A 22320-nucleotide genomic window follows, 5' to 3' on the forward strand; every position below is an offset into this window, starting at 1 on the left:
AACGCGCTTTCAAATTAAGTGAAAACTTGTTTTAAAAAACAGAAGCACGCTCACAAATTTGTGATGATTCAGCGCGAAACACGCGCCTGTGGCAGGTCTATGGCACGCCGTTGCAAAGAGAAAGGGCAGTTTGTCTGGCTATTCCTGGCATTGCGCCAGGCATCTGCGGTTAGGATAACGTATCTCCATCTATTCAGAGCGATATATGAAAAGAGTATTCGTTGCCGCTACGCTCCTGTTACTTGCGGGTTGTTCCGTCACCCGCAAGGCAGAAGTGAGTAACCTGGATGCACCAAACGGGATAGTCCGTCTCGACTACGGCCAGGCAATGCTCCAGAACGCCCATTATGATGACTACGTCACCAACGGCACCGCGGCAAAAGCCTGTCAAAGCATGGGTTATGCAACTGCCTCGGCCTACGGCCAGCCGATTAAAACCTGTACCCTGATCAGTGGTTCACTGTGCCTGAACGAAACCGTCACCATCCAGTACAAGTGCATGGGTTATGCCGTTAATCCAAATAGCGCGAATCCCTGGTATTAACCCTTACTGCCAGCGCTGACTGGCAGTATATTCAATTAAGAACAAAAATAATTCTCATTAATATATATAAATTAGCGTCAATGCGTTTTATTCCCATTCGTATTTTTAATAAAAAGTTATTTATTTTACTTTTTGCAAATAATTAAATAACAAATTATAGTGTCGCTCATCGTGAACCAGAAATAATAAACCGGAGCTGCACCATGCTAAAAACTGAAATGATCGACAAGCTCAATGCTCAAATGAACCTTGAACTGTACTCATCCCTGCTCTATCAACAGATGAGCGCCTGGTGCAGCTATCACAGCTTTGAAGGTGCGGCTGCGTTTCTGCGCCGTCATGCTCAGGAAGAGATGACGCACATGCAGCGTCTGTTTGATTATCTGACAGATACGGGCAGCCTGCCGCGCATTGCCACCGTAGAGTCACCATTCGCTGAGTACGCTTCTCTGGATGAACTGTTCCGCGCTACCTACGAACACGAGCAGCTGATCACCCAGAAAATTAACGAACTGGCGCACTCAGCAATGACCAACCAGGATTATCCAACCTTTAATTTCCTGCAATGGTATGTTGCCGAGCAACACGAAGAAGAGAAGCTGTTTAAATCCGTGCTGGATAAATTATCTCTGGCGGGCAAATCCGGTGAAGGTCTTTACTTTATTGATAAAGAGCTTTCCACTCTCGATACTCAGAATTAATGAACATGCGGAGCTGAATATTCAGCTCCGCACTGTTTTAATGGCGGCAAATTTTACTTTCGTGCGTTGAAAACCCTTCCGCAGCCGGAATAAACTTGCCGCGCGCCGCCAGAAATGCCACCAGCTCACCCGCCGTCATCTCTTCTGCTGAACAAGTATGAAAACGTTCTTCTGCGCCAAAACGCGCCTGAATAGCCGCAACCAGGCTTTGCTCTGTGTATTGTTCGCCAGACTCAATCATCATATTGAGCACTTCATGTCCGTGAATCGACATTCTCACCTCCTCTGAAAAGAAGTCAGCAGACTATATGCTCCAGGGAAAATGCGCCTTGCGCTGGCGCAGGTTTACATGCACCCCGCGCAGCTGGTACACCGCCAGTCATGTGGATTAACCGCCTGGTAAAAGTAACGATAATTTGCCGTTTCCAGCGGGACACCGGCATCGAAGAAGAGATCGGTCAGCCACTCGACATTTTCGATGATCCAGTCGTCTTCCATCAGTCCCTGAGCAAAGGTTTCATCTTCCGGGTCAATAATGGAATAGATTGCCCAGGTGCCCATGTCTTTGTCCTGCCGGGACTCCGGGAGCGTCAGCGCTTTATCCTGCCAGCTGATGATCCAGTGTCCGTGACACAGTAGATTTCCTCCACGGCTCCAGGCTGCCGTGAATGGATTTTCCCCCGCCATTGCCCCTCACTTTTTTTGATAATTTATCTTTACTGTTTAAGGTACGCCTGATTTTCGCGCGATAACATTGCCCTTATGAAGTAGGCAAAACCCCAAAAAGGATCAGTGAGTTGCCCAGGATTAAACCCACCGGGCAAAGCGTAAACTAATCATTACGCTGCTTGTAACGGTGATTTGACGAGATAGCGCTTTTCCCTTACTCTGCGCCGCAGATTTTGTCGCGATGTAAGTTCGTTGTAGAGGAAAGCGTGAAAAACAGAACCCTGGGAAGTATTTTTATCGTCGCTGGCACCACAATTGGCGCAGGAATGCTGGCCATGCCGCTGGCGGCGGCAGGTGTCGGATTCAGCGTTACGCTGACATTGCTGGTCTGCCTGTGGGCATTGATGTGCTACACCGCGTTATTACTGCTTGAAGTCTACCAGCACGTTCCTGCTGATACCGGCCTGGGGTCACTTGCGGCACGCTACCTGGGGCGCTACGGCCAGTGGATAACCGGGTTTAGCATGATGTTCCTGATGTATGCCCTGACCGCGGCCTATATCAGCGGTGCCGGAGAGCTTATCGCCTCCAGCGTCAACGACTGGTTCGGCACCGGCATTACACCGGCCACCGGGGCTATTAGTTTTGCGCTTATCGGCGGTGGCGTTGTTTGTGTGGGTACATCGCTGGTCGATCTGTTCAACCGTTTTCTGTTCAGCGCCAAAATTCTGTTTCTGATCGTGATGCTGGTTTTACTGGCACCGCATGTTCACAAGGTCAACCTGCTGACGCTGCCGCTGGAAAAAGGGCTGGCGCTTTCCGCTATTCCGGTGATTTTCACCTCGTTTGGCTTCCACGGTAGCGTGCCAAGTATCGTCAGCTATATGAATGGTGATATCCGCAAGCTGCGCCGCGTCTTTATGATTGGCAGCGCCATTCCGCTGATTGCCTATATTTTCTGGCAGCTGGTTACGCTGGGCAGTATTGATTCTTCAACCTTTGTGGGCCTGATGGCCGAACATTCGGGTCTGAATGGTTTCCTGGTAACATTGCGCGACGTGGTGACCTCTTCACACGTTGAGCTGGCGGTGCATTTGTTTGCTGACCTGGCTCTGGCGACATCGTTCCTGGGTGTGGCGCTTGGCCTGTTTGACTACCTGGCCGATCTGTTTCAGCGTCGTAACACCGCTGCCGGGCGTTTACAGACGGGGGCGATCACCTTCCTGCCACCACTGGCGTTTGCGCTGTTTTATCCGCGTGGTTTTGTGATGGCGCTGGGTTATGCCGGCGTGGCGTTGTCCGTCCTTGCCCTGCTGCTGCCGTCCCTGCTGGCATGGAAAAGCCGTCAGCAGCATCCTGAACAAGGCTACCGGGTTGCGGGCGGTAAACCGCTGCTGTGTATTGTGTTCGCCTGCGGCGTGGTGATTATTCTGGTGCAGTTTTTGATTGCAGCGGGATTGCTGCCGGAAGTGGGTTAATAAACAAGGGGCTACGGGTAGTAGTGCCAGTCAGTTAAGCGGTATTAAGCCACTCTGTTATTTTAGTGCCATAGTTCCGTTCACTCAGACTTTCCTGCTACCTGCATAATCCGCTGCGGTGAACGTGTTAAGGGGGCTATCGCGCCCCCTTAACAATCCCGTCTCCCGGCTAAGAAAATCGCCGCTTCGCGGTGCCCTCAGCTTATTCCTTCCGGCTTTTCGGGGACGGGCGGAGGCAACGTCCCTGTAAATCCGCCCTCGCCGCGCATCCCTGCGCGTCGCCCCGGCCTACAGGAAACGCTTCGGCGATTTTCAGCCGGACTCACGCTCCCTTAACCTTCTCTGCGGTCTGAAAATGGCACGGACGTTGATTAGCTACTCGTAGCCCCATTTTATCAGTGCAGACAGCAGCTTTTAAACTTCTTGCCGCTACCGCACGGACACGGATCGTTGCGCCCAACTTTCGCGCCATTTACGACCGGTTTTTGTGCGACAGGCTGCTGCGGATTCTCGACCCAGTAGTTGTACAGGCGCAGCGCCGCAGGCTGGATACCTTCAATACTGGCGGTGTATTCTTCTTCGGTCAGTTCATCCAGCTTATCGCTGTTCTCTTCGGTACCGTGCAGGGCAATCACATCCAGATCCGCTTTCAGCTCTTCCGGCAAAGATGACCAGTCGGTCAGCGCCACACCACGCATATAGCCGTAGCACCACTCTTCAACCACCGTGTAGCTCTGCCCATCCACATCGTTGTAACCAAACATCGGTTCAAACTGATCCGGGTATTCGCTCAGGCGCTCGGCAATATCGTTCATATGCTTGAAGCAAAGGTCGATAAAGCGATTCATTTCGCGATCGTTTTTCCAGCGCGGAATATATTTTTCCCCACCCCAGACCGCCACCAGCCATGCATCGGGTTCAACCACAACAGGGCCAGAAAGGACTGCGGTGAGCATACCGTCCAGTTCAGACACGTCGATAACTGACGCATCCTCATGCCCGTAAGAGATTAATGTCTCTTCCAGCCACGCCATTTCGCCTTCATTTAATGGGCCTTCCGTCATCGCTGACACTCCTGATAAAAAAAGGAAAAGATCCTGACACATATCGCACGCCATGCCTATCTCAAGTTTAGGTCTTTATTGGTGCAAAAAAGTACAAATCGTGACCCTTGCACAACTTATGGGCATTCTTGTTAACGAGATGTGATCTCCGCTGTAATTTCATTGCGTCCCGCAAGGCGGCGTAAAACGGCACTCTATACTCAAACATGTCGCAACCCGGTCAATGGGTTAACAATTCTGGCAACTATTTTGCTTATTGTTTTGCGCGCGAATTTTGCGCAAGGAACCCTCGCCGTAATAAGCAGGATGTTGTCGGGTTTAGTGCATTTTGTTCTCGTTTTTGTTTTTGGATTGGCAACGCCGTCGGGCGTTCGGGCTTTAACCTCGTGCAAAAACCTCTTCGCTAAGGAACATAATAATGTCGCTGAAATTTATCAGAAGTCCTCTTTCTCTTGTGCTGGCAGGTTGTCTGGTGACCGCATTCTCCGCCCAGGCGGATATTGTTATTGGTGTCGCCGGGCCGTTCACAGGCCCTAATGCCACGTATGGCGATCAGTACTGGCATGGTGCCACACAGGCAGCAGAAGACATTAACGCCGCAGGAGGGATCAACGGTGAGAAAATAAAACTGGTTCAGGGCGATGATGCCTGCGAGCCTAAACAGGCCGTTGCGGTTGCTAACCGTTTAGTCGATCAGGATAAAGTCAAAGCCGTTATTGGCCATTTCTGCTCTTCTTCGACCATGCCCGCCTCAGAGGTGTATAGCGATGCGGGAATTATCGCCATCACCCCGGGCTCGACTAACCCGCTGATCACTGAACGCGGCATGAGCGATATGTTCCGCATGTGCGGACGCGATGATCAGCAGGGCCAGGTTGCCAGCGATTTCATCATCGACAAACTGAAAGCCAAACGGGTCGTCATCATTCACGATAAAGATACCTACGGCCAGGGGCTGGCGGATGCCACCAAAGCCGCGCTGGCGAAACGTGGCGTCCAGGACGTGATGTATGAAGGCTTATCGCGTGGTGAGAAAGACTTTAACGCCCTGGTCACCAAAATTGGCGCGCAGAAGCCAGATGTGGTGTTCTTCGGCGGCTGTCACCCGGAAGCCGGCCCGCTGGTGCGCCAGATGCGTGAGCAAGGGGTACAAGCCAAGTTCTTCTCTGGCGACTGTATCGTCAATGAAGAGATGGTGACCGCCGCAGGTGGGCCGCAATACACCAACGGCATTTATATGACCTTCGGTAAAGATCCTCGCCTGATCCCGGATGGCAAAGCCGTTATCGAGAAATTCCGTGCTGGCAAGTTTGAACCGGAAGGTTACACCCTTTACTCGTATGCCTCTGTGCAGGCCATTGCTGCGGCATTCAAAGCGACTGGGGGTACGGATTCAGCCAAAGCCAGCGAATGGCTGAAAGCCAATCCGGTTGAAACCGTGATGGGCAAAAAAGCCTGGGACAGTAAAGGCGACCTGAAAGTGTCTGACTACGTCGTCTATCAGTGGGATGACAAAGGGAAATATAAGGAAGTGCAGTAACAGGACGGAGTCACGCTCAACGCCGGCAGGTCTTCTGCCGGCGCGAAATAAACATCAGGCTGCGCGGCTCGCGCGGCCGTTATAAAGAGCGCGCTAAGATGAGTACATTCTTCCTGCAACAATTAATCAATGGCTTAACGCTCGGTTCTGTCTATGGATTGATCGCCATTGGTTACACCATGGTTTATGGCATTATCGGCATGATTAACTTCGCTCATGGCGAGGTGTATATGATCTCTGCCTATCTCTGCGCCATCGGCCTGGCGCTGCTGTCGTTCTTCGGTTTGCAGTCATTCCCCCTGCTCATTCTCGGCACACTGGTCTTTACCATTGTGGTGACGGGCGTGTATGGCTGGACGATAGAGCGTATTGCGTATAAACCCCTACGCAACTCCACCCGTTTAGCACCGCTGATTTCCGCCATCGGGATGTCACTTATCCTGCAAAACTACGCGCAAATCAGCCAGGGGCCACGCCAGCAAGGGGTTCCGACCATGCTTGATGGCGTTCTCCGTTTCCATCTGGGTGAAGGCTTTGTCCAGATAACCTATACCAAAGTCTTTATCCTCGTCGCCTCGTTCCTGGGGATGCTGCTGCTGACCTGGATAATTGGCAATACCCGCTTAGGGCGCATGTGCCGCGCGGTTCAGCAGGATCGCAAAATGGCCTCTATCCTCGGGATCAACACTGACAGGATCATCTCCCTGGTATTTGTGATTGGCGCGGCGATGGCTGGCCTTGCCGGGGTGTTGATCACCATGAACTACGGCACTTTTGATTTTTACGCCGGGTTCGTGATCGGTATTAAGGCTTTTACCGCTGCGGTACTAGGGGGAATCGGCTCATTACCGGGCGCCATGCTCGGCGGGTTGATTCTCGGCGTGGCCGAAGCGCAGTTCTCCGGGATGGTGAACTCGGATTATAAAGACGTGTTCTCGTTTGGGTTACTGGTGGTTATCCTGATTTTCCGCCCACAGGGACTGCTCGGCCGCCCTGTTGTGGCCAAAGTGTGAGGGAGAATGGCATGACATCACACGCTGTTTCGTCTGACGGTTTCTCACTTAAGCGTTGCATCCTGGACGCGATTTTTTCAGGCATGGTTGCACTCATTATCTTCGGCCCGATTGTAGGCGTTGTTCTGGATGGCTACAGCTTTAACTTTGCCGGAGCCCGGCTGGCGTGGATTGTCGCCATCGTCATGATCGGGCGGTTTATGCTCAGCGCCTTTTTGGGTACTCATACCGGGACGCGTTTCTTGTCCCGTTTTGAAGCAGATAACGCGGGCGTTTATGTTCGCCCGGCTGATTATAAAAGCCGGATGCGCTGGATTATCCCGCTGGTCATCGCACTTGCCGTGTGTTTCCCCTTTGTCGCCACTAAGTACGTGTTAACGGTTGCCATTCTGGGCCTGATTTACGTGTTACTCGGTCTTGGGCTGAACATTGTGGTGGGTCTGGCAGGGCTACTGGATTTGGGGTATGTCGCCTTTTATGCCATTGGCGCTTACGGCCTGGCACTGGGGTATCAGTATCTGGGATTGGGTTTCTGGTCCATGCTGCCGCTTGCCGCGCTGATGGCAGCCGCCGCAGGCGCCTTGCTGGGCTTCCCGGTGTTGCGAATGCACGGAGATTACCTGGCGATTGTGACGCTGGGCTTTGGCGAGATTATTCGCCTGATCCTCAACAACTGGCTGTCGTTCACCGGCGGCCCGAATGGAATCTCCGCCCCGCCGCCGACCTTCTTTGGTCTGGAATTTGGGCGGCGCGCCAAAGAGGGAGGAGTCCCCTTCCATGAATTTTTCCACCTGACCTATAACCCGAACCTGAAGTTTATCTTTATCTACGCCGTCCTCTTCCTGGTGGTGCTGCTGGTGCTGTACATCAAGCATCGTCTGACGCGGATGCCGATCGGCCGGGCATGGGAAGCGTTGCGCGAAGACGAAATTGCCTGCCGTTCAATGGGGCTAAATCATGTGCTGGTGAAGCTCTCGGCCTTTACTCTGGGTGCATCCACCGCCGGGATTGCCGGGGTGTTCTTCGCAACGTATCAGGGCTTTGTCAATCCCACATCGTTTACCTTTTTTGAGTCGGCACTGATCCTCGCCATTGTGGTGCTGGGCGGTATGGGCTCGACCGTGGGCGTGGTGCTTGCCGCCTTTGTGCTTACCGTTACGCCGGAACTGTTGCGCAGCTTTGCGGAGTATCGCGTTCTGCTGTTTGGCATGTTGATGGTGATCATGATGATCTGGCGACCGCGCGGTCTGATCCGTATTAACCGCAGCGGTTTTGCCGTGCGTAAGGGAGTCGCGCCATGAACGGAACGATCTTAAGCGTTGAACATCTGATGATGCATTTTGGCGGTATCAAGGCGTTGAACGATGTCAATCTGGAGGTACAACGCGGTTCGATAACCGCCCTGATTGGGCCGAACGGTGCGGGGAAAACCACGGTCTTTAACTGCCTGACCGGATTCTATAAGGCATCCGGCGGCAACATTATGTTCAACACCCGCAGTAAAACCACCAATGTGATTCAGGTGCTGGGGCAAAAATTCCAGCCAGGCGACTGGATTAAGCCGGCACAGCTGGGGCAGCGTCTTTTTTACAAAATGTTCGGCGGGACGCATCTGGTGAACCGCGCCGGGCTTGCCCGCACCTTTCAGAATATTCGGCTATTTCGGGAGATGTCGGTGGTGGAAAACCTGCTGGTGGCGCAGCATATGCAGGTAAACCGTAATCTGATAGCCGGGGTGCTGAATACCCCCGCCTATCGCCGGGCGGAAAGTGCAGCTCTGGACCGGGCCTTTTACTGGCTGGAGGTGGTGGATCTGGTGGATTGCGCCAACCGGCTGGCGGGCGAGATGTCTTACGGGCAACAGCGTCGGCTGGAAATTGCACGCGCCATGTGTACCGGGCCAGAGATGATTTGCCTGGACGAACCTGCCGCCGGGCTAAACCCGGTAGAAACCCGCACGCTCAGTAAAATCATCCGCTTTCTGCGCGATCATCACCAGATAACGGTGCTGCTGATTGAACATGATATGGGGATGGTGATGGAGATTTCGGACGACATTATTGTGCTCGACCACGGTGATGTCATTGCTCAGGGAAAACCCGAGCAGATTCAGCACGATGAAAAAGTGATTGCCGCTTATCTGGGCACCGATGAGAGCGAGGTCAATATATGAGCGAGGCAATGCTGGAGTTTCGTGAAGTGGATGTGTTCTACGGCGTGATCCAGGCGTTAAAACAGGTCTCCTTGCAGGTTAACCAAGGGGAAACCGTGGCTCTGATTGGCGCTAACGGTGCGGGGAAATCCACGTTGCTGATGTCCATATTCGGGCAGCCGCGCATCAGAAAGGGACAAATCCTGTTTTGTGGGGATGATATTAGCCACCAGTCAACGCACTTTGTTGCCTCTGGCGGCATTGCGCAGGCACCGGAAGGACGGCGTATTTTCCCGGATATGACGGTGGAAGAAAATTTGTTGATGGGGACGATCCCCATTGGCAATCAGTATGCCGCGCAGGATATGCAAAGCATGTTTGATCTGTTCCCGCGCCTGAAGGAGCGCCGCAAGCAGCGCGCGATGACCATGTCCGGCGGGGAGCAACAAATGCTGGCCATCGCCCGGGCGCTGATGAGCCGGCCAAAGCTGTTACTGCTGGATGAACCGAGCCTCGGTCTGGCGCCTATTGTGGTGAAACAGATCTTTCAGACCCTGCGCGAGCTGGCCCGCAACGGGATGACCATTTTCCTGGTGGAGCAAAATGCGCATCACGCGCTGAAGCTGTCTGACCGCGGGTACGTGATGGTCAACGGGCAAATCAGGCTGAGCGGTAGCGGCGAGGAGCTGCTGGGGAATCAGGAGGTCAGGAAGGCGTATCTGGGCGGGGCGTAGCGAACCCTTAACAGGTGATGTCTTGCAGATTACCCCCGGATGTAGTCAATAGCCCTTCGCAGTTCATGCAATGGGCTATCTCTTCGGGGCGATAACATGCAGAGTCGTGAATTGTCTTATTGAAGTCAGTCAGCTACGACTATGCCCTTCACGGTTCAGCAATGTCTCAGGGAAGAGCGAACTTGCCACACCAATTAGCAGATATTCCAGAAACGTTAATCTTATTGGGCCAAATTCAGGCCATATACCTGTATTATTTTTGTTCCATGCTTTACACCAGAACCAGATATCCTGCTTTAATTGTGGCCGTTCCGCTGGATATGAAACAAACAGGCTTTCCGCCCAATGCTGATATTTTAATGTGACATACTGGCATCGTGGCCTGGTAGTACAGATGCACTCAGATCCCCAATATGGTACTGGTAGTTATCCCCCCAACGAGCGAATTTATCTTTCACGCGAGCCACATCCTTTATATTGGCAGACACAGGGTTACTGCGGCCTTTGGATTCAGCTTTACCAATATAGAGCGGGATGACATCATCATTTTGACGTGTAAACATCATATAGATAAGACCATCATACTGTTCACTGTTGCGCTCAATATCATTCAGCAGAATGTTTGTTTCAGCAATCACCCGCGCTTCCATCGATTCACTTCGCGAGAGAATGCTCCTGGATAGTGTCTTCCCTACCTGCCGGACGCGCACGATAGACTCATGGTCTGTATCGAACAAAGGAGTGCTGTTTTCTGTTATTTTCTGGTTGTGGCAGAAGGTATCCCATAATGCTTTGCGTCGTCCAGTTACCTGCGGTTCCGTCATCTTTTCAAGTCCCTCATTTTTGATCAGATGATATCATCGTTAGATCCAGCAATCTGATGTAAGGCATGATAAAAAATGAAAGCCAGTCAAAGTAGCTACGGCGCTATCACTCTAAATGCAGTCGAACTTATCAGGCAGAGATTCGCGCCTGTAGAGGCATGGAGCCGCGCGGTAGCAGGAAAAGAGAAAGGTTGCCCTAAATCCGCATTTCTGGGGTTATGCCAGTTTGGCTGGGTGAAAGGCGTTCCCGCCGGAGAATACCTTTCCACGCGGGCATTAGCCGGACCGAATAAGGATTATACGATCCGGGCAGCCCAGCTTTTGCTCGCAGAACCTGATGCAGATTATACCCCTCAGGCGTTGTGGGCACTGAGCATCGCTGACTGTAGCCAGCCGCCAGCCAACCACAATCAGCAAATGAATGTCGTGCTTGCTCTTAAAGAGGCGGGATTGCTTATTGAGGGGACCGTGCCTTAGCAGACACGCTCAGAACATGAATTTCAGATACAAAAAAACCACCCGTAGGAGGTTTCACGACACTGCTTATCATTGATTTTATTCTTTGTTTCCCATGGTAGCCGGAGTGGGACTTGAACCCACACAGCGCGAACGCCGAGGGATTTTAAATTCTACGCAGGATCAACGAATTACATAGCAGTGCAATGCGAAACTTTGCTGTAGTAGTCTTTTCACTTACTGTAATTGGCAGTAAATAGATAGATTTGGATGACTTTGAGTACAGAAAAAGTACAGAAGAACAGTTTCCTGCCTGAGAATATTTTAAAGAAAGATGATGTGAACCGCCATGGGGCTACCGGCGTTGTAAGGTAATATGTAATCTTAGTTTTCAACTAAGAAAAAGTTCGGTTTATTCAACAAAGCCCTGCTGCGAGCAACCCATAACACACATGCAGGGCTTTGATCATGAACTCAGTGGACAATTTAACTACTCATGTGATCTTCCATTTTTTCATGTGCGGAGAAATAGATCTTGCTGCGCACATACTCCCAGCATTCAGGCTTCTTCGCCCACTCCGAAATCATCCTGCCGTTCGCGGATTCAGTCAGAAGACTATTCACCCGATGGGCTAAGCTGACAAGGCGGTTGCCCATCGTTTCCTCAATGCCTTGTTGATTCCAGATCTCTGCCAGATCCGTTTGGTTGCCATAAAGATGCGAATAGGCGGCCACGGTATAGGCGGCGATATTTGCCTTAAATGCAGGGAAAAGAGAATTAATCAGCTTATAGGCTTTCTTATAAATAATGGCCTGCGCGATGTAATTTTTAAACCTCTCAATGTTCAATTCATCCCCATAACGCTCAGTATCCTTGTCGATCATCGTCATTAATGCGGCAAAGTTTTTCTGTCCGCCAAGGCTGACTAAATCCGGATGCTGGAGCCAGGCACAGTGATATTTTGCGAAATCCGTTTTCGTTATTCGACGAGAGGGAGGAATCGCGTCTTTTAACCGTTTGATTCCAGCTGGTGTTTTACCTTCTCTTTCCAGCATAACCTTATAACTGCCATTCGCTCGCTCGTAAAACCAACGACTATATCCGTCCGGGCAATACACCGTGTTTGCCATTTTTTCCAGCTGTACATGCACCGGTCGATTGGCTGACAGATCGGAAATATTGACTTTATTCTGGCTATTCGAGAAGCGCGAAATATCCGCAATTAGCATCTCTTCTTGCGCATTATTCGTCTGTTTCAGCACAATGACTTTTGCGGGTACACGCACATTACGCAGATTGGTTGCCGGGAATTTCTTTTTGGTGAAAAACATGGAAGCCGTCGTCTGCCCACCGTTGACAATCTGCATCCCCTGCATCCACGCAATACCTGGGCCGCCTCCCGGCGCTTCACCAAGCCTGACCTGATCGGCAACAATAACAATGCCGTTGTTATAAGCCATAAAACGCTCAGGCTGCTCACGTAAAGTGTCGCGAATCCCCTTGTTGACTTTCCCCGTCTGGCTCAAAAATGAGCGAACGTTCGCTTCCAGAATCCGGTTGCCATATTTTTCATAGATAAATCGCAGCGTCTCGCCTGGAACCACCGTCAGCGCATAATCATATTCGCCCATTTCATCCGGGATCCAGACACAGGGGAGTGCGCCCCCCGCCACCTCATCAAAATTAACCTGCAGTTCGTCGCGTGGCTTACCTTCCTGCCAGTGGTTAAACAGACGGACAATGTCCATAACCTCTAATTTAATGGTTTTACCGGCCACGTCGCGGGACTGATACCAGCGGGTTTTCACCTGACCATCGGTCAGAACATAAATTCTGATTTGCTCCAGTTCCGTATAGGACTGTTCGATAGTCGTCACCAGTTGCCATGCATCATTGGACTGATCAAGCGTGGATGATAATTTACCGTCAACGCACTTCTGCAAAAATTGAATGCAGTGACTGGCAATCGCTTTTGTCTCAGCATCCGGGACGTGACAAAGCTCGTCGCTACCGTGATAAATGCTGACAAAAAGGTCAAGTTGATCGCCATCTTCTGAGAAGGCATAACTGCTGAGACGCACATTGTGTCCACTGACTTTCGCCATAAAGTGACACGTCTCAGCATCGTCGAATGTCATGCCGATATCGGCCATATGACGCATAACAATATCGGTAAAAATCAGCTCCGGAAAAGGTGACTCAACCCCAGGCTGAGCCATTTGATCCTGATATTCCTTGCGAATCTCATTCTGGGTTTGACGCAAAAAATCAATAAGTTCCATGCGGTAATCCTGCAAAGTCTGACAAGCAATAGTTAAAATTATGAGCCTGAGGAATAAGTGTCTGGAGTTCGAGTTGATAGCACGCACTCACCACGGGCAACGGGACATTGGCATGCGTCAAAGAGGGAAAATCCGCTTCAATGGGGAGTGCGAACGCCTCTGTCAGCAAGAAATGACGTGTATAGAATTCAGCATGTTCAGTGAAATATCCGACGTGACAAAGCGATCCCTCAAAAAGACAGGCTGCCGAAGCGTTTCCCTCAAACCGCTGACGAAGACGGTGAATGAGTTCATTCAGGGTCGCGCCGGTGGGATGCTCGCTGAAACGCAAACCGCACAACATGAGCGAGCAAGACCGCTGCCAGTCCAGTTGTTCAAGAGCGTGGATAGTTACGCAAAAACCCTGCTCTGCAGTGGTGCTTTTGACCTCAATGGCGCGTTCATCGAGTTCAAAATCCTGTAGGCCATGCTGCGGACCTACCCATGCTTCGACTGCCGTTGACGACGCAAGACCGCTCTCGATCAACCGCTCCAGACATGTCAATTCCCCGATTAACCCCACTTCTTCTTCGTGACTGAGTGGACGGGTATCGCGCTCCATAAACGCCTGCCATAAATGAATCCGACGGAGCAGGGTTTCAAACAGACGCGGTTCAGAAACCTTCAGGAGCGAATGGAGAATATCCAGAATCATCGTCGTAAAGACATCCGCATTCCCCGTTTGCTGGCGACGGATCATCAAACCGTTCTGCCGCCCCTCCTCTGTTCCGGTCATCTCAACGCGAAATCCTCTACAGGACGGAAGCGCCGTCGACCCCGACGAAAGAGGATGAGGAAAAACGGCAATAAGCATTTCTTCATTATCAGGCTGACGACGCCCGGCATGAAAGCTACAGCCCTGGTGCGTGAAAAGCCGAATCCCGCGCCAGCCCTGAGCGCCGGGCTGTTCGTCTATCTGAGATCGATCTAAGGCTTTCCAGGCCGCCAGCAGATCATCTTTACTCAGCCGCACCATACTCTTGCTCCCACAGTACGTTGTTCACTTTGTACTCCACCGTTATCCCACTGCGGCTTCCCGGAAAACTGATGCCAAAAGCCACCACAGGCAAGGCATCATCCTGATATTCCGCTGCCGGCAACACCTGTTGTGGGTCCAGTAAGTAAATGAGCAGTAGCCCTTTTTGACGCTGTGCCGGGATGTCGTTTATGCCAAATCCTTTGATTCGACGCAGTACTACGCCACCAGGAATGACGGGCACCTCTCGCCCTTCATTGCGTCCGGGATCGGCATGAAAAATACGCTGCGTTTCTGCCAGTGCAGCAAGCCAGGTCGATTCATCGCAGTCAATCCCTTCATCGCGTGGGGAAAGTAAACGGCCAATGGAGTAGCGGTCAGTGACCCCCTCAGACGCTTTACGCATCATAAGCGGGACCGGGAAGCCACAGACAGCATGATGACGATCGACGCCCCCCCCTATCACCGCCACCGTCCATTGGGTGAGTTCATCAACACGATTCATCCGCGTAATGAAATCCGCCAGCAGTTTGCTGTTGGCTTTCCTGGCCTGAGCGTGGGTCTCATATTCAGTTAAGAAATCAATGATCGGCTCGGGAGAGACGTTTTGCCAAATGACCCCTTTCCATTTTTCAATCTTCTCTCCGCGCCGTGTCTCAGGTATTGGAGAGCCAGAACCGACACGTCCGGTCAGATGCTGGAAGGCCGCATAGTTACGCTTGTGGTACTCCGATTCTTTAAACAACGAAATCGTTTCGACCACCGTGCCACTGAAAGAGAGCCATAGTGAGCGCGCGCTACGCATTTTTAAGGGGGATGTCACCATTAACACGGGGTGTGATTTCACTTTTAGCCCGAAATCACGCGGGGTTCCGCCGCTGGCGACCATATTGTCAAACTCTTCTCTCAGCTCTTCCGATGCATCCGCAATGTGCTCAAACCATTCAATCAGCTCATCAGTGGTATACAGCCGACATACGTCCAGATATCCCTGGCGATAGCCAAACCAGCGCCCCATCTGCATTAACGTGTCATACATGCGTGAGGCGCGTAAGAAATAACTGGTGCATAGTCCCTCAAGCGTTAGGCCCCTAGCCAGTTTATCTCCGCCAATCGCAATGACTTTTAAGCCTGTCGCACTGTCAGAATAATCAAGTGCATCCTTCGCCGTTCCGTTTATCATTCGTACCGACACGTTTTCGATCACGGTATACAGCTTGTCTACGATCTCCCCCCACGAAAAGGCGTCGTCCGGAATCTGCTGCGGCATGACGTCGCGGATCACCTGACCAGTCGGCAAAAAGTCGGCCTGCCAGAGTGATTCAAGCTGATGTAAAAAAGGCTCGTGTCCAATCCTTCGCGTCAGCCGCTGTCTCACGTCCTGAATGTAGGCGTCAATATGCTCATAAACGACCGATTGCACTTTATTGAAGCGGGTCACATGGACCAGCATCGAACTGTGTTTATCTCCCTGACCGCGTAATTCCCGGACGCAGCACGCCAGCAAAAAGCTATCGATGGCGTGTTTTAACGAGTCCGGGAAATGGGTTAGTGTATTAAGCGTGGGATGGTGCGAGCTCTTATGAGAAACCGGCATCCACCCTCTTTTTCCGTCATCGCTGCAATGATCGCTCACCCGCCTGATCAAAGGCAGCTCACCGGTCCGCCCTTCCGCGGTGGCCCGACCAAATACCCTCGCCGGGCCGATGTAGTTAGAAGGTGCGCCGAGGTTAATGATAAAGGCGGAAGGGAACAAATCCGGGCCTTCATCACGCGTTTCATTGCTCTCGTGAATAAAAATATTGGCAAATGGCGTGGCGGTATAGCCGACATACGCCTTACGGCTGAACTGCATCAACAGCTTACGAATCAGGCTATTGATTGCCGTTGGCTGATGTTCAGTATCCGGTTTCCCATCGTCATCGTAGACGATTTCCCCCGTATCAACTGAGGCGTTATCCGCTTCATCATCAATCATCAGCAGCGGTAATTCCGAAACAAAGCGCTTTCCGGTGACGGGGTCAACGCTGGTGGCTACATGGTTTTCAATCCAGGTATGCAGGCGTTTCAGAATAGATTTATTTTTCTTTACCACGAACAGCCAGGGCCGTTGCTCGGGGCTGATTCCCAGATTCTTAGCCACTCCGGCACTGAAGTCACCCTTTTCAGATCTGTTGGTGACGTAATTGGGACGGATAACGGGATCGCTATCAATATCGCCCACCCCAATGATGGTCACTTTTTCTCTGAGTGGACTCGTCTCGTAGCCAAGAAATCCTTCATCAAGACGCATTTGGGTCTGCGACCGAAGGTTATTATGCAAACCAGCAAGCACAATGATTATCTTATATCCCGCATCCGCGGCTTTACAGATTAGACCGGTATAATGGCTGGTTTTCCCCGACTGAACATGGCCGACCACCAGCCCACGCCGGTCCCAGCGCCCTTCCCGCCCTGGCTGCTCAAGTAATCCCAGAACACGGTCCGTTGACCGGTCCAGGGTATCCAGGACTCCCCAGGGCATCGTTTTACCAAGCCATTGGCGATATCGATGCCAGTAGCGCCACTCGCGTTTCGCATCAGCAGTCAGCCAGGGTTGATGCCCTTCGTCATTACTCAGAGAAGTATCTTCTCCCATCCAGATGCTATAACGCCGGATCAGCTCTTCGACCAGAATCTCCCGGTTATCAAGGCGGCTCCACTCCGGTTTCATCTGACAAACCATGTCAATATGTTGGCGCAGAATGCCAGGCGTGATCGAGCTTTTATCAAGGCCTTGCAGGAGCGTTTGCACAATCTGCAATACACTCAGTTGCGTGTCATCCAGAGGATTCAAACTCATAGCGATTTCTCTTGTTGATCGTCGGGGAGTTGTGCAATTAATTCGGGATAATTATCGAAAGGTTCCATATTTTGCAGATGCTTTTTCGCCAGCGCCGGTGACATCGCCTGCTGACCAACCAGAGTCTGGTACATGACCTGCAATACGGATAACACCTCTGCGGACGGTGCTGTTTCAAAGCCTGTCCGCGGCGTCTCTTTTGTCTCAGCTGTATCAAGCCAGATTTGCTGAACAGGAACAGTTTCCTCAATCAGTCTTAGCATGACCTGAATTTGTGGGGATAACTCACCAGCCTGCAAAAGGACATTGCTGATGACAGGATGTTGTAACGAAATCTGGTAACGAACACCTGATGACGTCTTCTGCGCCTGCCAGAGATGGACGAGTTCCTCGCTAGGCTTACGCTTATTCATTTTCCCGCGTTTTGCAAATGTCCTTACCGCACGATCTCGTGTTGATTGCGCCAGTTGGGTTAACCAAGGACGCAGCGAAACCGGCGGGCGCGCCATCGATTTACGAATATCAATCTTCCAGTCTATGTCGGCATCATTAGGGATATCCAGACGGATCCGCGCAAGGCGGTGGGTTTCATCTTTCGTCCAGGCCCGGGGACTTCCGAGTCCAAGCCAGTTGCCCGCCACCAACAATCGCTCATTCCGGTATACATAAAATCCTTGCTGAGCAGTCCAGCCTGCCGGTCCTTGAGCCTGTTGATACTCCTGCGTCGTCAGGTGATCCTGATGCGGCAGAACATGACACTCCACCCTCACGGCAGGAGCGCCTGGAGCCATTGCCGAAGGCGAATGCCAGGGCTTGGAAGGATGCCCGCTGAGAAAGGGATCCCAAGCTTTAATTTTGCAACCATTGAGGGTGAGAGTGAGTCGTGGAGAGTTCCCCTCAAGGAATCGGTGAAATACCATCGCCAGATGTTGTTCAACGCTATCCATCAGATTGAGGAAATCTTTCTCACCGTAGCCGGGGGTGACAATTCGGTCTAACACTTCCCACAGCACCACCGTACCCTGGGAATCAGGTTCCGCATTTGCTAACGCCTCCTGACTTCCAGGGTCAGCACCTTCAAGCAAATACCAGCCGTCGTCCGTACTTGCAGCGAGAATGTCCAGATCCCACCGCAGAATGGTCGTTATCCCCTCTTTTTTAGAGGAGACCGTCAGGCGGCGGCATTGCGAAAAGGAGGCGGTTTTGAGTCCAAGGCCGAAGCGGCCCAGATCGTGTCCATGACGCTTTGTCAGCGGGTTTTTGACCCCCAGCCGCATCGCAACATCCAGCTCAGCGGCCAACATGCCGCAACCATTATCCCGAACCACGATATAGCTATCCGATTCACGCCAGTGAAAAGCCAGATCGACCTTACGGGCACCAGCACTAATGCTGTTGTCGATGATGTCAGCCAGTGCGGTGGCGGTGTTGTAACCTAGCCCTCGCAGAGCTTCGATCATAATGGCTGCATTCGGTGGTGCATGGCGCATGGTCGTCATTCTTCTTCTTCCTGCATCTCGCTTAACGCGGTTTCCCACTGTTCGACGAAGCCGCCTAATTTCGACGCCCGGCTGTGATGGCGGAGCTTACGGAGCGCTTTGGCTTCTATCTGACGTATTCTTTCTCGCGTGACATCAAACTGTTTACCCACCTCTTCCAGGGTGAAATCTTGCGTCATACCGATGCCAAAACGCATTTTTAGGATTTGTGTTTCCCGTGGCAACAGCGTATTCAGAACCGATGAAATATGTTCTCTTAGCTCAAGAGATTGAACGGGAGCACTGGTGAAATCCCTTCTGGTCAGCAGCGCGTCTCCCGACAACGCTGCTTCACGGTCCTGGGCGTCATCATGAAAATCACCAATCAGCGCCGTCTGTTCTTCATATTTAGCCATCCGAAGAAGTTGACGATCTGGAAGGTCGGTCATTTCCTGCAACCGTCTGAGGGTGGGCGTTATCCCCTGACGATGCAGCAACTGATCCCGACTACTCCGCCAACGCCTGAATTGCTCATAGAAGTGAACGGGTAAACGGATGAGCTGCGTCTGATCGGCAATCGCACGGGTGATCTTCTGGCGGATCCACCAGGAGGCATAGGTGGAGAATTTAAAACCACGCCGATAGTCAAATTTTTCAACGGCCTTGATCAAGCCCAGATTGCCTTCCTGGATCAGGTCCTCGATATCTAATCCTCGCCCGCAGTGTTTTTTCGCAATCGCGACCACCAGACGCAAATTGGCGTGGATTAACCCCTCCCAGGCTTCTCTGTAACTACTGACATACAGACTCATTTTATGGCATTCATCAGGGATGAGTGTTTGGGCGCGCTCGACTATCTGTTGCAGGTCAGCGTACTCCGGGCGGGGGATATGATTTTCCTGGTACTCTTCTGCTTTCCCACTTCTAAGGAGAAAGAGCAGATCGTTAAATCTGACGGCGTCATCGTCATCAGCTGCGGAAGAGATGTCCTCATCCGCGTCTTCCGCGTCGTCTTCCACTTCAGTAATCTCAGACGATGTCGCCGGAAGGCAATTCGGATGTAGCAACTGAAGATATTCTGCTTCGGGTAATCCCGCCAGGATCGTCATCAAGTTGATAAGCGCCGTATCCATGCGCTGCCCGAGTCGCTCCTCCTTTGTTTTATCGACGACATCCCATTGGCGAATGTCCATAAGATAACGTTCAAAGATGCCGGACTGCCGCAATGCACCGAAAGCGTCATACCAGGGCTCGAGATCATCACTCGCCGCTAATTCCCCACAGGTATCACTTTCCGGAAAAGCATCATCACCATCCACAATCAAAGGTAAGTCCTTGATCAATGCCTCTACGCTGACCCGGAATTCAGGCCACGGCATGCCGAAATCCTCTTCCCCGGCAAACCGGATGTCATGCACAGAGACACGACCGGCATCCAGTGCGCCAGTGAGCAATGTTGATAAATGGGGATAATTTTGCGGAGAGTGAGAAACTGGCGTCGGCGGGTCAGGAAGCGAGAGTTCGATATCGGTCCACTCAGCAGCGTTATCTTTCGGGCGATAGCGGGATAATAATTGCTGAGCCTCAGCGGAAGCGTGCCGTAATGTCAGATTATCTTCGGCGGGTTCCGATTCGACTTCAGCATCCCACTGCAGAAAATCCATTGCGTCTTCGATTTCGGGAGGTTCTGTTTCAACATCGGCTTCAATTACAACCTCAACGTCTGCATCATCATCTAGCCCCCCTGTTGGTTGCTGCCCGGCAGGTGGAGGAGATTGCCGATAACGAGCCAACAGATCACGTAACGTTTGCTCCTGTGCGAGGTCACTGGCGCAAAACCCGAGGTTGTTTTGATGTTCAACATCGACACCCGCACACAACAACATTTCGCAAATAGCGAAATGCCCATTCTGGGCCGCAATCATCAATGGGCTATTTCCCAGAGAATCTCGTGAATCTTTCGGCAATCCCCTGCTGAGATGGAACTCCACCACGGAGGAGACTCCGCTTTTTAGCGCCCGAATAAGTAAAGGGGGGATGCGATAAAACTCAGAAACAGAGCGATGCATGTCGACAGCCTTTCCTTGTAAACCACACCGGCGGAAATGCAATCTATCTTATAGGGAGAAAATCGAATTTGGTACTGTATATATAAGTAACATATCATTTTTGGTGATCTTCATCGCCAATTGGGCTTTGATGAAAAAATCGAGTTTTGTTGAGCTGAAGGACCCGTTAAAGCATTTGCTTGAAGGGACAATTCATGAGAAGCAGGAAATTTCAGGCCATAAAAATGCATCTCAGACAGCAAGGTATAACCGGAAAATTACTGTAGTGCCGGTGGTCGGGGGGGCAGTGATGCCCTCTTCGTATGGCGAAGTTGAGTGGCGAAACTATGGCGAATGGCGAAATTTAGATAATAAAAAACCACCTTTCGGTGGTTAGTACGACACTGCTTATCATTGATTTTATTCTTTGTTTCCCATGGTAGCCGGAGTGGGACTTGAACCCACACAGCGCGAACGCCGAGGGATTTTAAATCCCTTGTGTCTACCGATTCCACCATCCGGCCAGGGAAGAAAGTGGAGGCGCGTTCCGGAGTCGAACCGGACTAGACGGATTTGCAATCCGCTACATAACCGCTTTGCTAACGCGCCTTAAATCTTTTGTCTTTCGACTTACACCCGCAATTGCCGATGCATTTAATCTGGAGCGGGAAACGAGACTCGAACTCGCGACCCCGACCTTGGCAAGGTCGTGCTCTACCAACTGAGCTATTCCCGCATGTCACCAGGTAATTATCTAATCACTTGATTTCATTATCGTCTGGCTAACTGTGCCGCCGTTCGATGCGTTGCATTCTACTTATATGACGTTTTGAGTCAACGTTATTTTTTGCATCCCTGGATCGTTTGCTGAAATTTACGGCGAAACGATCACTGTTCAAGCAAATCCCCGCGTGCAGCGTTCAAATATTGCAGCATTGACCACAAAGTCAGAACCGCAGCGACCCACAATAAGCCAATACCCGCCCACTCTACCCACGCGTTAGGGCGCCACAGCATCCACACCAGCGCCGCCATTTGCGCCGTTGTTTTGACTTTACCGATCCACGACACAGCCACGCTGCTGCGTTTACCCAGTTCCGCCATCCACTCGCGCAGCGCAGAGATAATAATCTCACGACCAATCATCGTCGCCGCAGGCAGTGTCACCCACCAGGTGTGATAGTGTTCGGCCACCAACACCATGGCGATAGCCACCATCACTTTATCGGCAACCGGATCAAGGAATGCGCCAAAACGGGTGCTTTGGTTCCAGCGACGAGCCAGATAACCATCGAACCAGTCGGTGACGGCAGCAATAAGGAAAATCAGTGCACACGCGAAGGGCGACCAGACAACCGGCAGGTAAAACGCCAATACAAAGAACGGGATGAGCACGACGCGAAAGAGAGTGAGCAACGTAGGGATATTAAATCGCATAATGACGGTAACTGTCTGTTGTCAGTAAAATTTAGCTCTATG

The 22320-nt window shown here is 51.6% G+C and carries 19 protein-coding genes, 3 tRNA genes and 1 pseudogene; 10 read left to right on the forward strand and 13 right to left on the reverse strand.

Annotated features, from left to right (window positions below):
• The first annotated feature begins 205 nt into the window (after positions 1–205).
• Together yecR and ftnA are read left to right on the forward strand one after the other, a co-directional pair.
• Positions 206–544, forward strand: a complete 339-nt coding sequence (gene yecR, locus F3J30_RS03630; RefSeq protein WP_166715907.1) for a YecR family lipoprotein — start codon at positions 206–208, stop codon at positions 542–544.
• Positions 545–747: 203 nt separating this feature from the next.
• Positions 748–1245 carry a non-heme ferritin gene (gene ftnA / locus F3J30_RS03635; RefSeq protein ID WP_014070736.1) on the forward strand — a complete coding sequence of 166 codons (498 nt, stop codon included), beginning with the start codon at positions 748–750 and terminating at the stop codon, positions 1243–1245.
• Between the two features lie 37 nt (positions 1246–1282).
• Here the strand turns inward: ftnA and F3J30_RS03640 are convergent, their stop codons facing one another.
• Together F3J30_RS03640 and F3J30_RS03645 are read right to left on the reverse strand one after the other, a co-directional pair.
• Positions 1283–1519, reverse strand: coding sequence for a YecH family metal-binding protein (locus F3J30_RS03640; protein ID WP_166715910.1), 237 nt, complete (start codon positions 1517–1519; stop codon positions 1283–1285).
• Between the two features lie 71 nt (positions 1520–1590).
• A complete protein-coding gene (locus tag F3J30_RS03645; protein ID WP_166715913.1) occupies positions 1591–1932 on the reverse strand; it encodes a hypothetical protein in 342 nt (113 codons plus the stop codon).
• Between the two features lie 248 nt (positions 1933–2180).
• Here F3J30_RS03645 and tyrP point away from each other — a divergent pair, with 248 nt between their 5' ends.
• Positions 2181–3392 carry a tyrosine transporter TyrP gene (tyrP, locus tag F3J30_RS03650; RefSeq protein ID WP_166715916.1) on the forward strand — a complete coding sequence of 404 codons (1212 nt, stop codon included), beginning with the start codon at positions 2181–2183 and terminating at the stop codon, positions 3390–3392.
• Between the two features lie 395 nt (positions 3393–3787).
• On the opposite strand, the gene F3J30_RS03655 is transcribed toward tyrP, so the two are convergent.
• Positions 3788–4456: a YecA family protein gene (locus F3J30_RS03655; RefSeq protein ID WP_166715919.1), complete on the reverse strand. Its 669-nt coding sequence runs from the start codon at positions 4454–4456 to the stop codon at positions 3788–3790.
• 418 nt (positions 4457–4874) lie between these two features.
• Here F3J30_RS03655 and F3J30_RS03660 point away from each other — a divergent pair, with 418 nt between their 5' ends.
• The 5 genes from F3J30_RS03660 (at position 4875) to F3J30_RS03680 (ending at position 9895) form a co-directional block, all read left to right on the forward strand.
• The gene (locus F3J30_RS03660) at positions 4875–5996 is read left to right on the forward strand and encodes a branched-chain amino acid ABC transporter substrate-binding protein (protein ID WP_014070741.1); all 1122 of its coding nucleotides are present in this window, start codon (positions 4875–4877) and stop codon (positions 5994–5996) included.
• Positions 5997–6094: 98 nt separating this feature from the next.
• Entirely contained in the window at positions 6095–7009 is a 915-nt protein-coding gene (locus tag F3J30_RS03665) for a branched-chain amino acid ABC transporter permease (RefSeq protein ID WP_014070742.1), read from the forward strand.
• A gap of 11 nt (positions 7010–7020) precedes the next feature.
• Positions 7021–8310, forward strand: coding sequence for a high-affinity branched-chain amino acid ABC transporter permease LivM (livM, locus tag F3J30_RS03670; RefSeq protein WP_166715921.1), 1290 nt, complete (start codon positions 7021–7023; stop codon positions 8308–8310).
• A complete protein-coding gene (locus F3J30_RS03675) occupies positions 8307–9182 on the forward strand; it encodes an ATP-binding cassette domain-containing protein (protein WP_166715924.1) in 876 nt (291 codons plus the stop codon). The genes livM and F3J30_RS03675 overlap by 4 nt, the downstream gene beginning before the upstream one ends.
• Complete coding sequence (locus F3J30_RS03680) at positions 9179–9895, forward strand: ABC transporter ATP-binding protein (RefSeq protein WP_166715926.1); 717 nt, start codon at positions 9179–9181, stop codon at positions 9893–9895. The genes F3J30_RS03675 and F3J30_RS03680 overlap by 4 nt, the downstream gene beginning before the upstream one ends.
• 356 nt (positions 9896–10251) lie before the next feature.
• Here the strand turns inward: F3J30_RS03680 and F3J30_RS03685 are convergent, their stop codons facing one another.
• Positions 10252–10719, reverse strand: coding sequence for a hypothetical protein (locus F3J30_RS03685; RefSeq protein WP_166715929.1), 468 nt, complete (start codon positions 10717–10719; stop codon positions 10252–10254).
• A 75-nt stretch (positions 10720–10794) separates the two neighbouring features.
• Between F3J30_RS03685 and F3J30_RS03690 the strand changes: the two genes are divergently transcribed.
• The gene (locus F3J30_RS03690; protein WP_166715932.1) at positions 10795–11196 is read left to right on the forward strand and encodes a hypothetical protein; all 402 of its coding nucleotides are present in this window, start codon (positions 10795–10797) and stop codon (positions 11194–11196) included.
• 465 nt (positions 11197–11661) lie between these two features.
• Here F3J30_RS03690 and mzaE read toward each other — a convergent pair whose 3' ends face one another.
• Genes mzaE through mzaA form a run of 5 tightly spaced genes read right to left on the reverse strand, consistent with a single transcriptional unit; the run spans position 11662 to position 20862 of the window.
• A complete protein-coding gene (gene mzaE, locus F3J30_RS03695) occupies positions 11662–13458 on the reverse strand; it encodes an MZA anti-phage system associated AIPR family protein MzaE (protein WP_166715934.1) in 1797 nt (598 codons plus the stop codon).
• Positions 13445–14473, reverse strand: a complete 1029-nt coding sequence (gene mzaD, locus F3J30_RS03700) for an MZA anti-phage system associated PD-(D/E)XK motif protein MzaD (protein WP_166715936.1) — start codon at positions 14471–14473, stop codon at positions 13445–13447. Before mzaD ends, mzaE begins: the two co-directional genes overlap by 14 nt.
• Positions 14457–17315 (reverse strand): MZA anti-phage system associated Z1 domain-containing protein MzaC, encoded by a 2859-nt coding sequence (mzaC, locus tag F3J30_RS03705; protein WP_166715938.1) that lies wholly within the window; start codon positions 17313–17315, stop codon positions 14457–14459. The genes mzaD and mzaC overlap by 17 nt, the downstream gene beginning before the upstream one ends.
• On the reverse strand, positions 17312–18814 hold the full coding sequence (gene mzaB / locus F3J30_RS03710) for an MZA anti-phage system associated ATPase MzaB (protein WP_166715940.1): 1503 nt from the start codon (positions 18812–18814) through the stop codon (positions 17312–17314). The genes mzaC and mzaB overlap by 4 nt, the downstream gene beginning before the upstream one ends.
• The gene (gene mzaA, locus F3J30_RS03715; RefSeq protein ID WP_166715942.1) at positions 18811–20862 is read right to left on the reverse strand and encodes an MZA anti-phage system associated sigma-70 family RNA polymerase sigma factor MzaA; all 2052 of its coding nucleotides are present in this window, start codon (positions 20860–20862) and stop codon (positions 18811–18813) included. Before mzaA ends, mzaB begins: the two co-directional genes overlap by 4 nt.
• A 178-nt stretch (positions 20863–21040) precedes the next feature.
• Here mzaA and F3J30_RS03720 point away from each other — a divergent pair.
• Positions 21041–21145: pseudogene (locus tag F3J30_RS03720) on the forward strand (integrase); the annotation flags it as partial.
• A gap of 133 nt (positions 21146–21278) precedes the next feature.
• Here F3J30_RS03720 and F3J30_RS03725 read toward each other — a convergent pair.
• The 4 genes from F3J30_RS03725 to pgsA all read right to left on the reverse strand — a co-directional run bounded on the left by F3J30_RS03725 (position 21279) and on the right by pgsA (position 22278).
• Positions 21279–21365, reverse strand: a tRNA-Leu gene (locus tag F3J30_RS03725).
• A gap of 11 nt (positions 21366–21376) precedes the next feature.
• Positions 21377–21450, reverse strand: a tRNA-Cys gene (locus F3J30_RS03730).
• Between the two features lie 51 nt (positions 21451–21501).
• Positions 21502–21577, reverse strand: a tRNA-Gly gene (locus F3J30_RS03735).
• A 152-nt stretch (positions 21578–21729) separates the two neighbouring features.
• Positions 21730–22278 carry a CDP-diacylglycerol--glycerol-3-phosphate 3-phosphatidyltransferase gene (gene pgsA, locus F3J30_RS03740; RefSeq protein WP_014070748.1) on the reverse strand — a complete coding sequence of 183 codons (549 nt, stop codon included), beginning with the start codon at positions 22276–22278 and terminating at the stop codon, positions 21730–21732.
• Positions 22279–22320: the final 42 nt, after the last annotated feature.

The sequence above is a fragment of the Enterobacter sp. Tr-810 genome (assembly GCF_011752765.1).
GTDB classification, from domain to species: domain Bacteria; phylum Pseudomonadota; class Gammaproteobacteria; order Enterobacterales; family Enterobacteriaceae; genus Enterobacter; species Enterobacter soli.

Coding starts and splice junctions, on each gene's coding strand:
- mzaB (WP_166715940.1), bottom strand. CDS start 18,814: ATGACGACCATGCGCCATGCACCACCGAATGCAGCCATTATGATCGAA.
- pgsA (WP_014070748.1), bottom strand. CDS start 22,278: ATGCGATTTAATATCCCTACGTTGCTCACTCTCTTTCGCGTCGTGCTC.
- F3J30_RS03655 (WP_166715919.1), bottom strand. CDS start 4,456: ATGACGGAAGGCCCATTAAATGAAGGCGAAATGGCGTGGCTGGAAGAG.
- mzaA (WP_166715942.1), bottom strand. CDS start 20,862: ATGCATCGCTCTGTTTCTGAGTTTTATCGCATCCCCCCTTTACTTATT.
- mzaE (WP_166715934.1), bottom strand. CDS start 13,458: ATGGAACTTATTGATTTTTTGCGTCAAACCCAGAATGAGATTCGCAAG.
- F3J30_RS03665 (WP_014070742.1), top strand. CDS start 6,095: ATGAGTACATTCTTCCTGCAACAATTAATCAATGGCTTAACGCTCGGT.
- F3J30_RS03660 (WP_014070741.1), top strand. CDS start 4,875: ATGTCGCTGAAATTTATCAGAAGTCCTCTTTCTCTTGTGCTGGCAGGT.
- F3J30_RS03640 (WP_166715910.1), bottom strand. CDS start 1,519: ATGTCGATTCACGGACATGAAGTGCTCAATATGATGATTGAGTCTGGC.
- F3J30_RS03680 (WP_166715926.1), top strand. CDS start 9,179: ATGAGCGAGGCAATGCTGGAGTTTCGTGAAGTGGATGTGTTCTACGGC.
- livM (WP_166715921.1), top strand. CDS start 7,021: ATGACATCACACGCTGTTTCGTCTGACGGTTTCTCACTTAAGCGTTGC.
- mzaC (WP_166715938.1), bottom strand. CDS start 17,315: ATGAGTTTGAATCCTCTGGATGACACGCAACTGAGTGTATTGCAGATT.
- F3J30_RS03685 (WP_166715929.1), bottom strand. CDS start 10,719: ATGACGGAACCGCAGGTAACTGGACGACGCAAAGCATTATGGGATACC.
- F3J30_RS03645 (WP_166715913.1), bottom strand. CDS start 1,932: ATGGCGGGGGAAAATCCATTCACGGCAGCCTGGAGCCGTGGAGGAAAT.
- ftnA (WP_014070736.1), top strand. CDS start 748: ATGCTAAAAACTGAAATGATCGACAAGCTCAATGCTCAAATGAACCTT.
- F3J30_RS03675 (WP_166715924.1), top strand. CDS start 8,307: ATGAACGGAACGATCTTAAGCGTTGAACATCTGATGATGCATTTTGGC.
- yecR (WP_166715907.1), top strand. CDS start 206: ATGAAAAGAGTATTCGTTGCCGCTACGCTCCTGTTACTTGCGGGTTGT.
- mzaD (WP_166715936.1), bottom strand. CDS start 14,473: ATGGTGCGGCTGAGTAAAGATGATCTGCTGGCGGCCTGGAAAGCCTTA.
- F3J30_RS03690 (WP_166715932.1), top strand. CDS start 10,795: ATGAAAGCCAGTCAAAGTAGCTACGGCGCTATCACTCTAAATGCAGTC.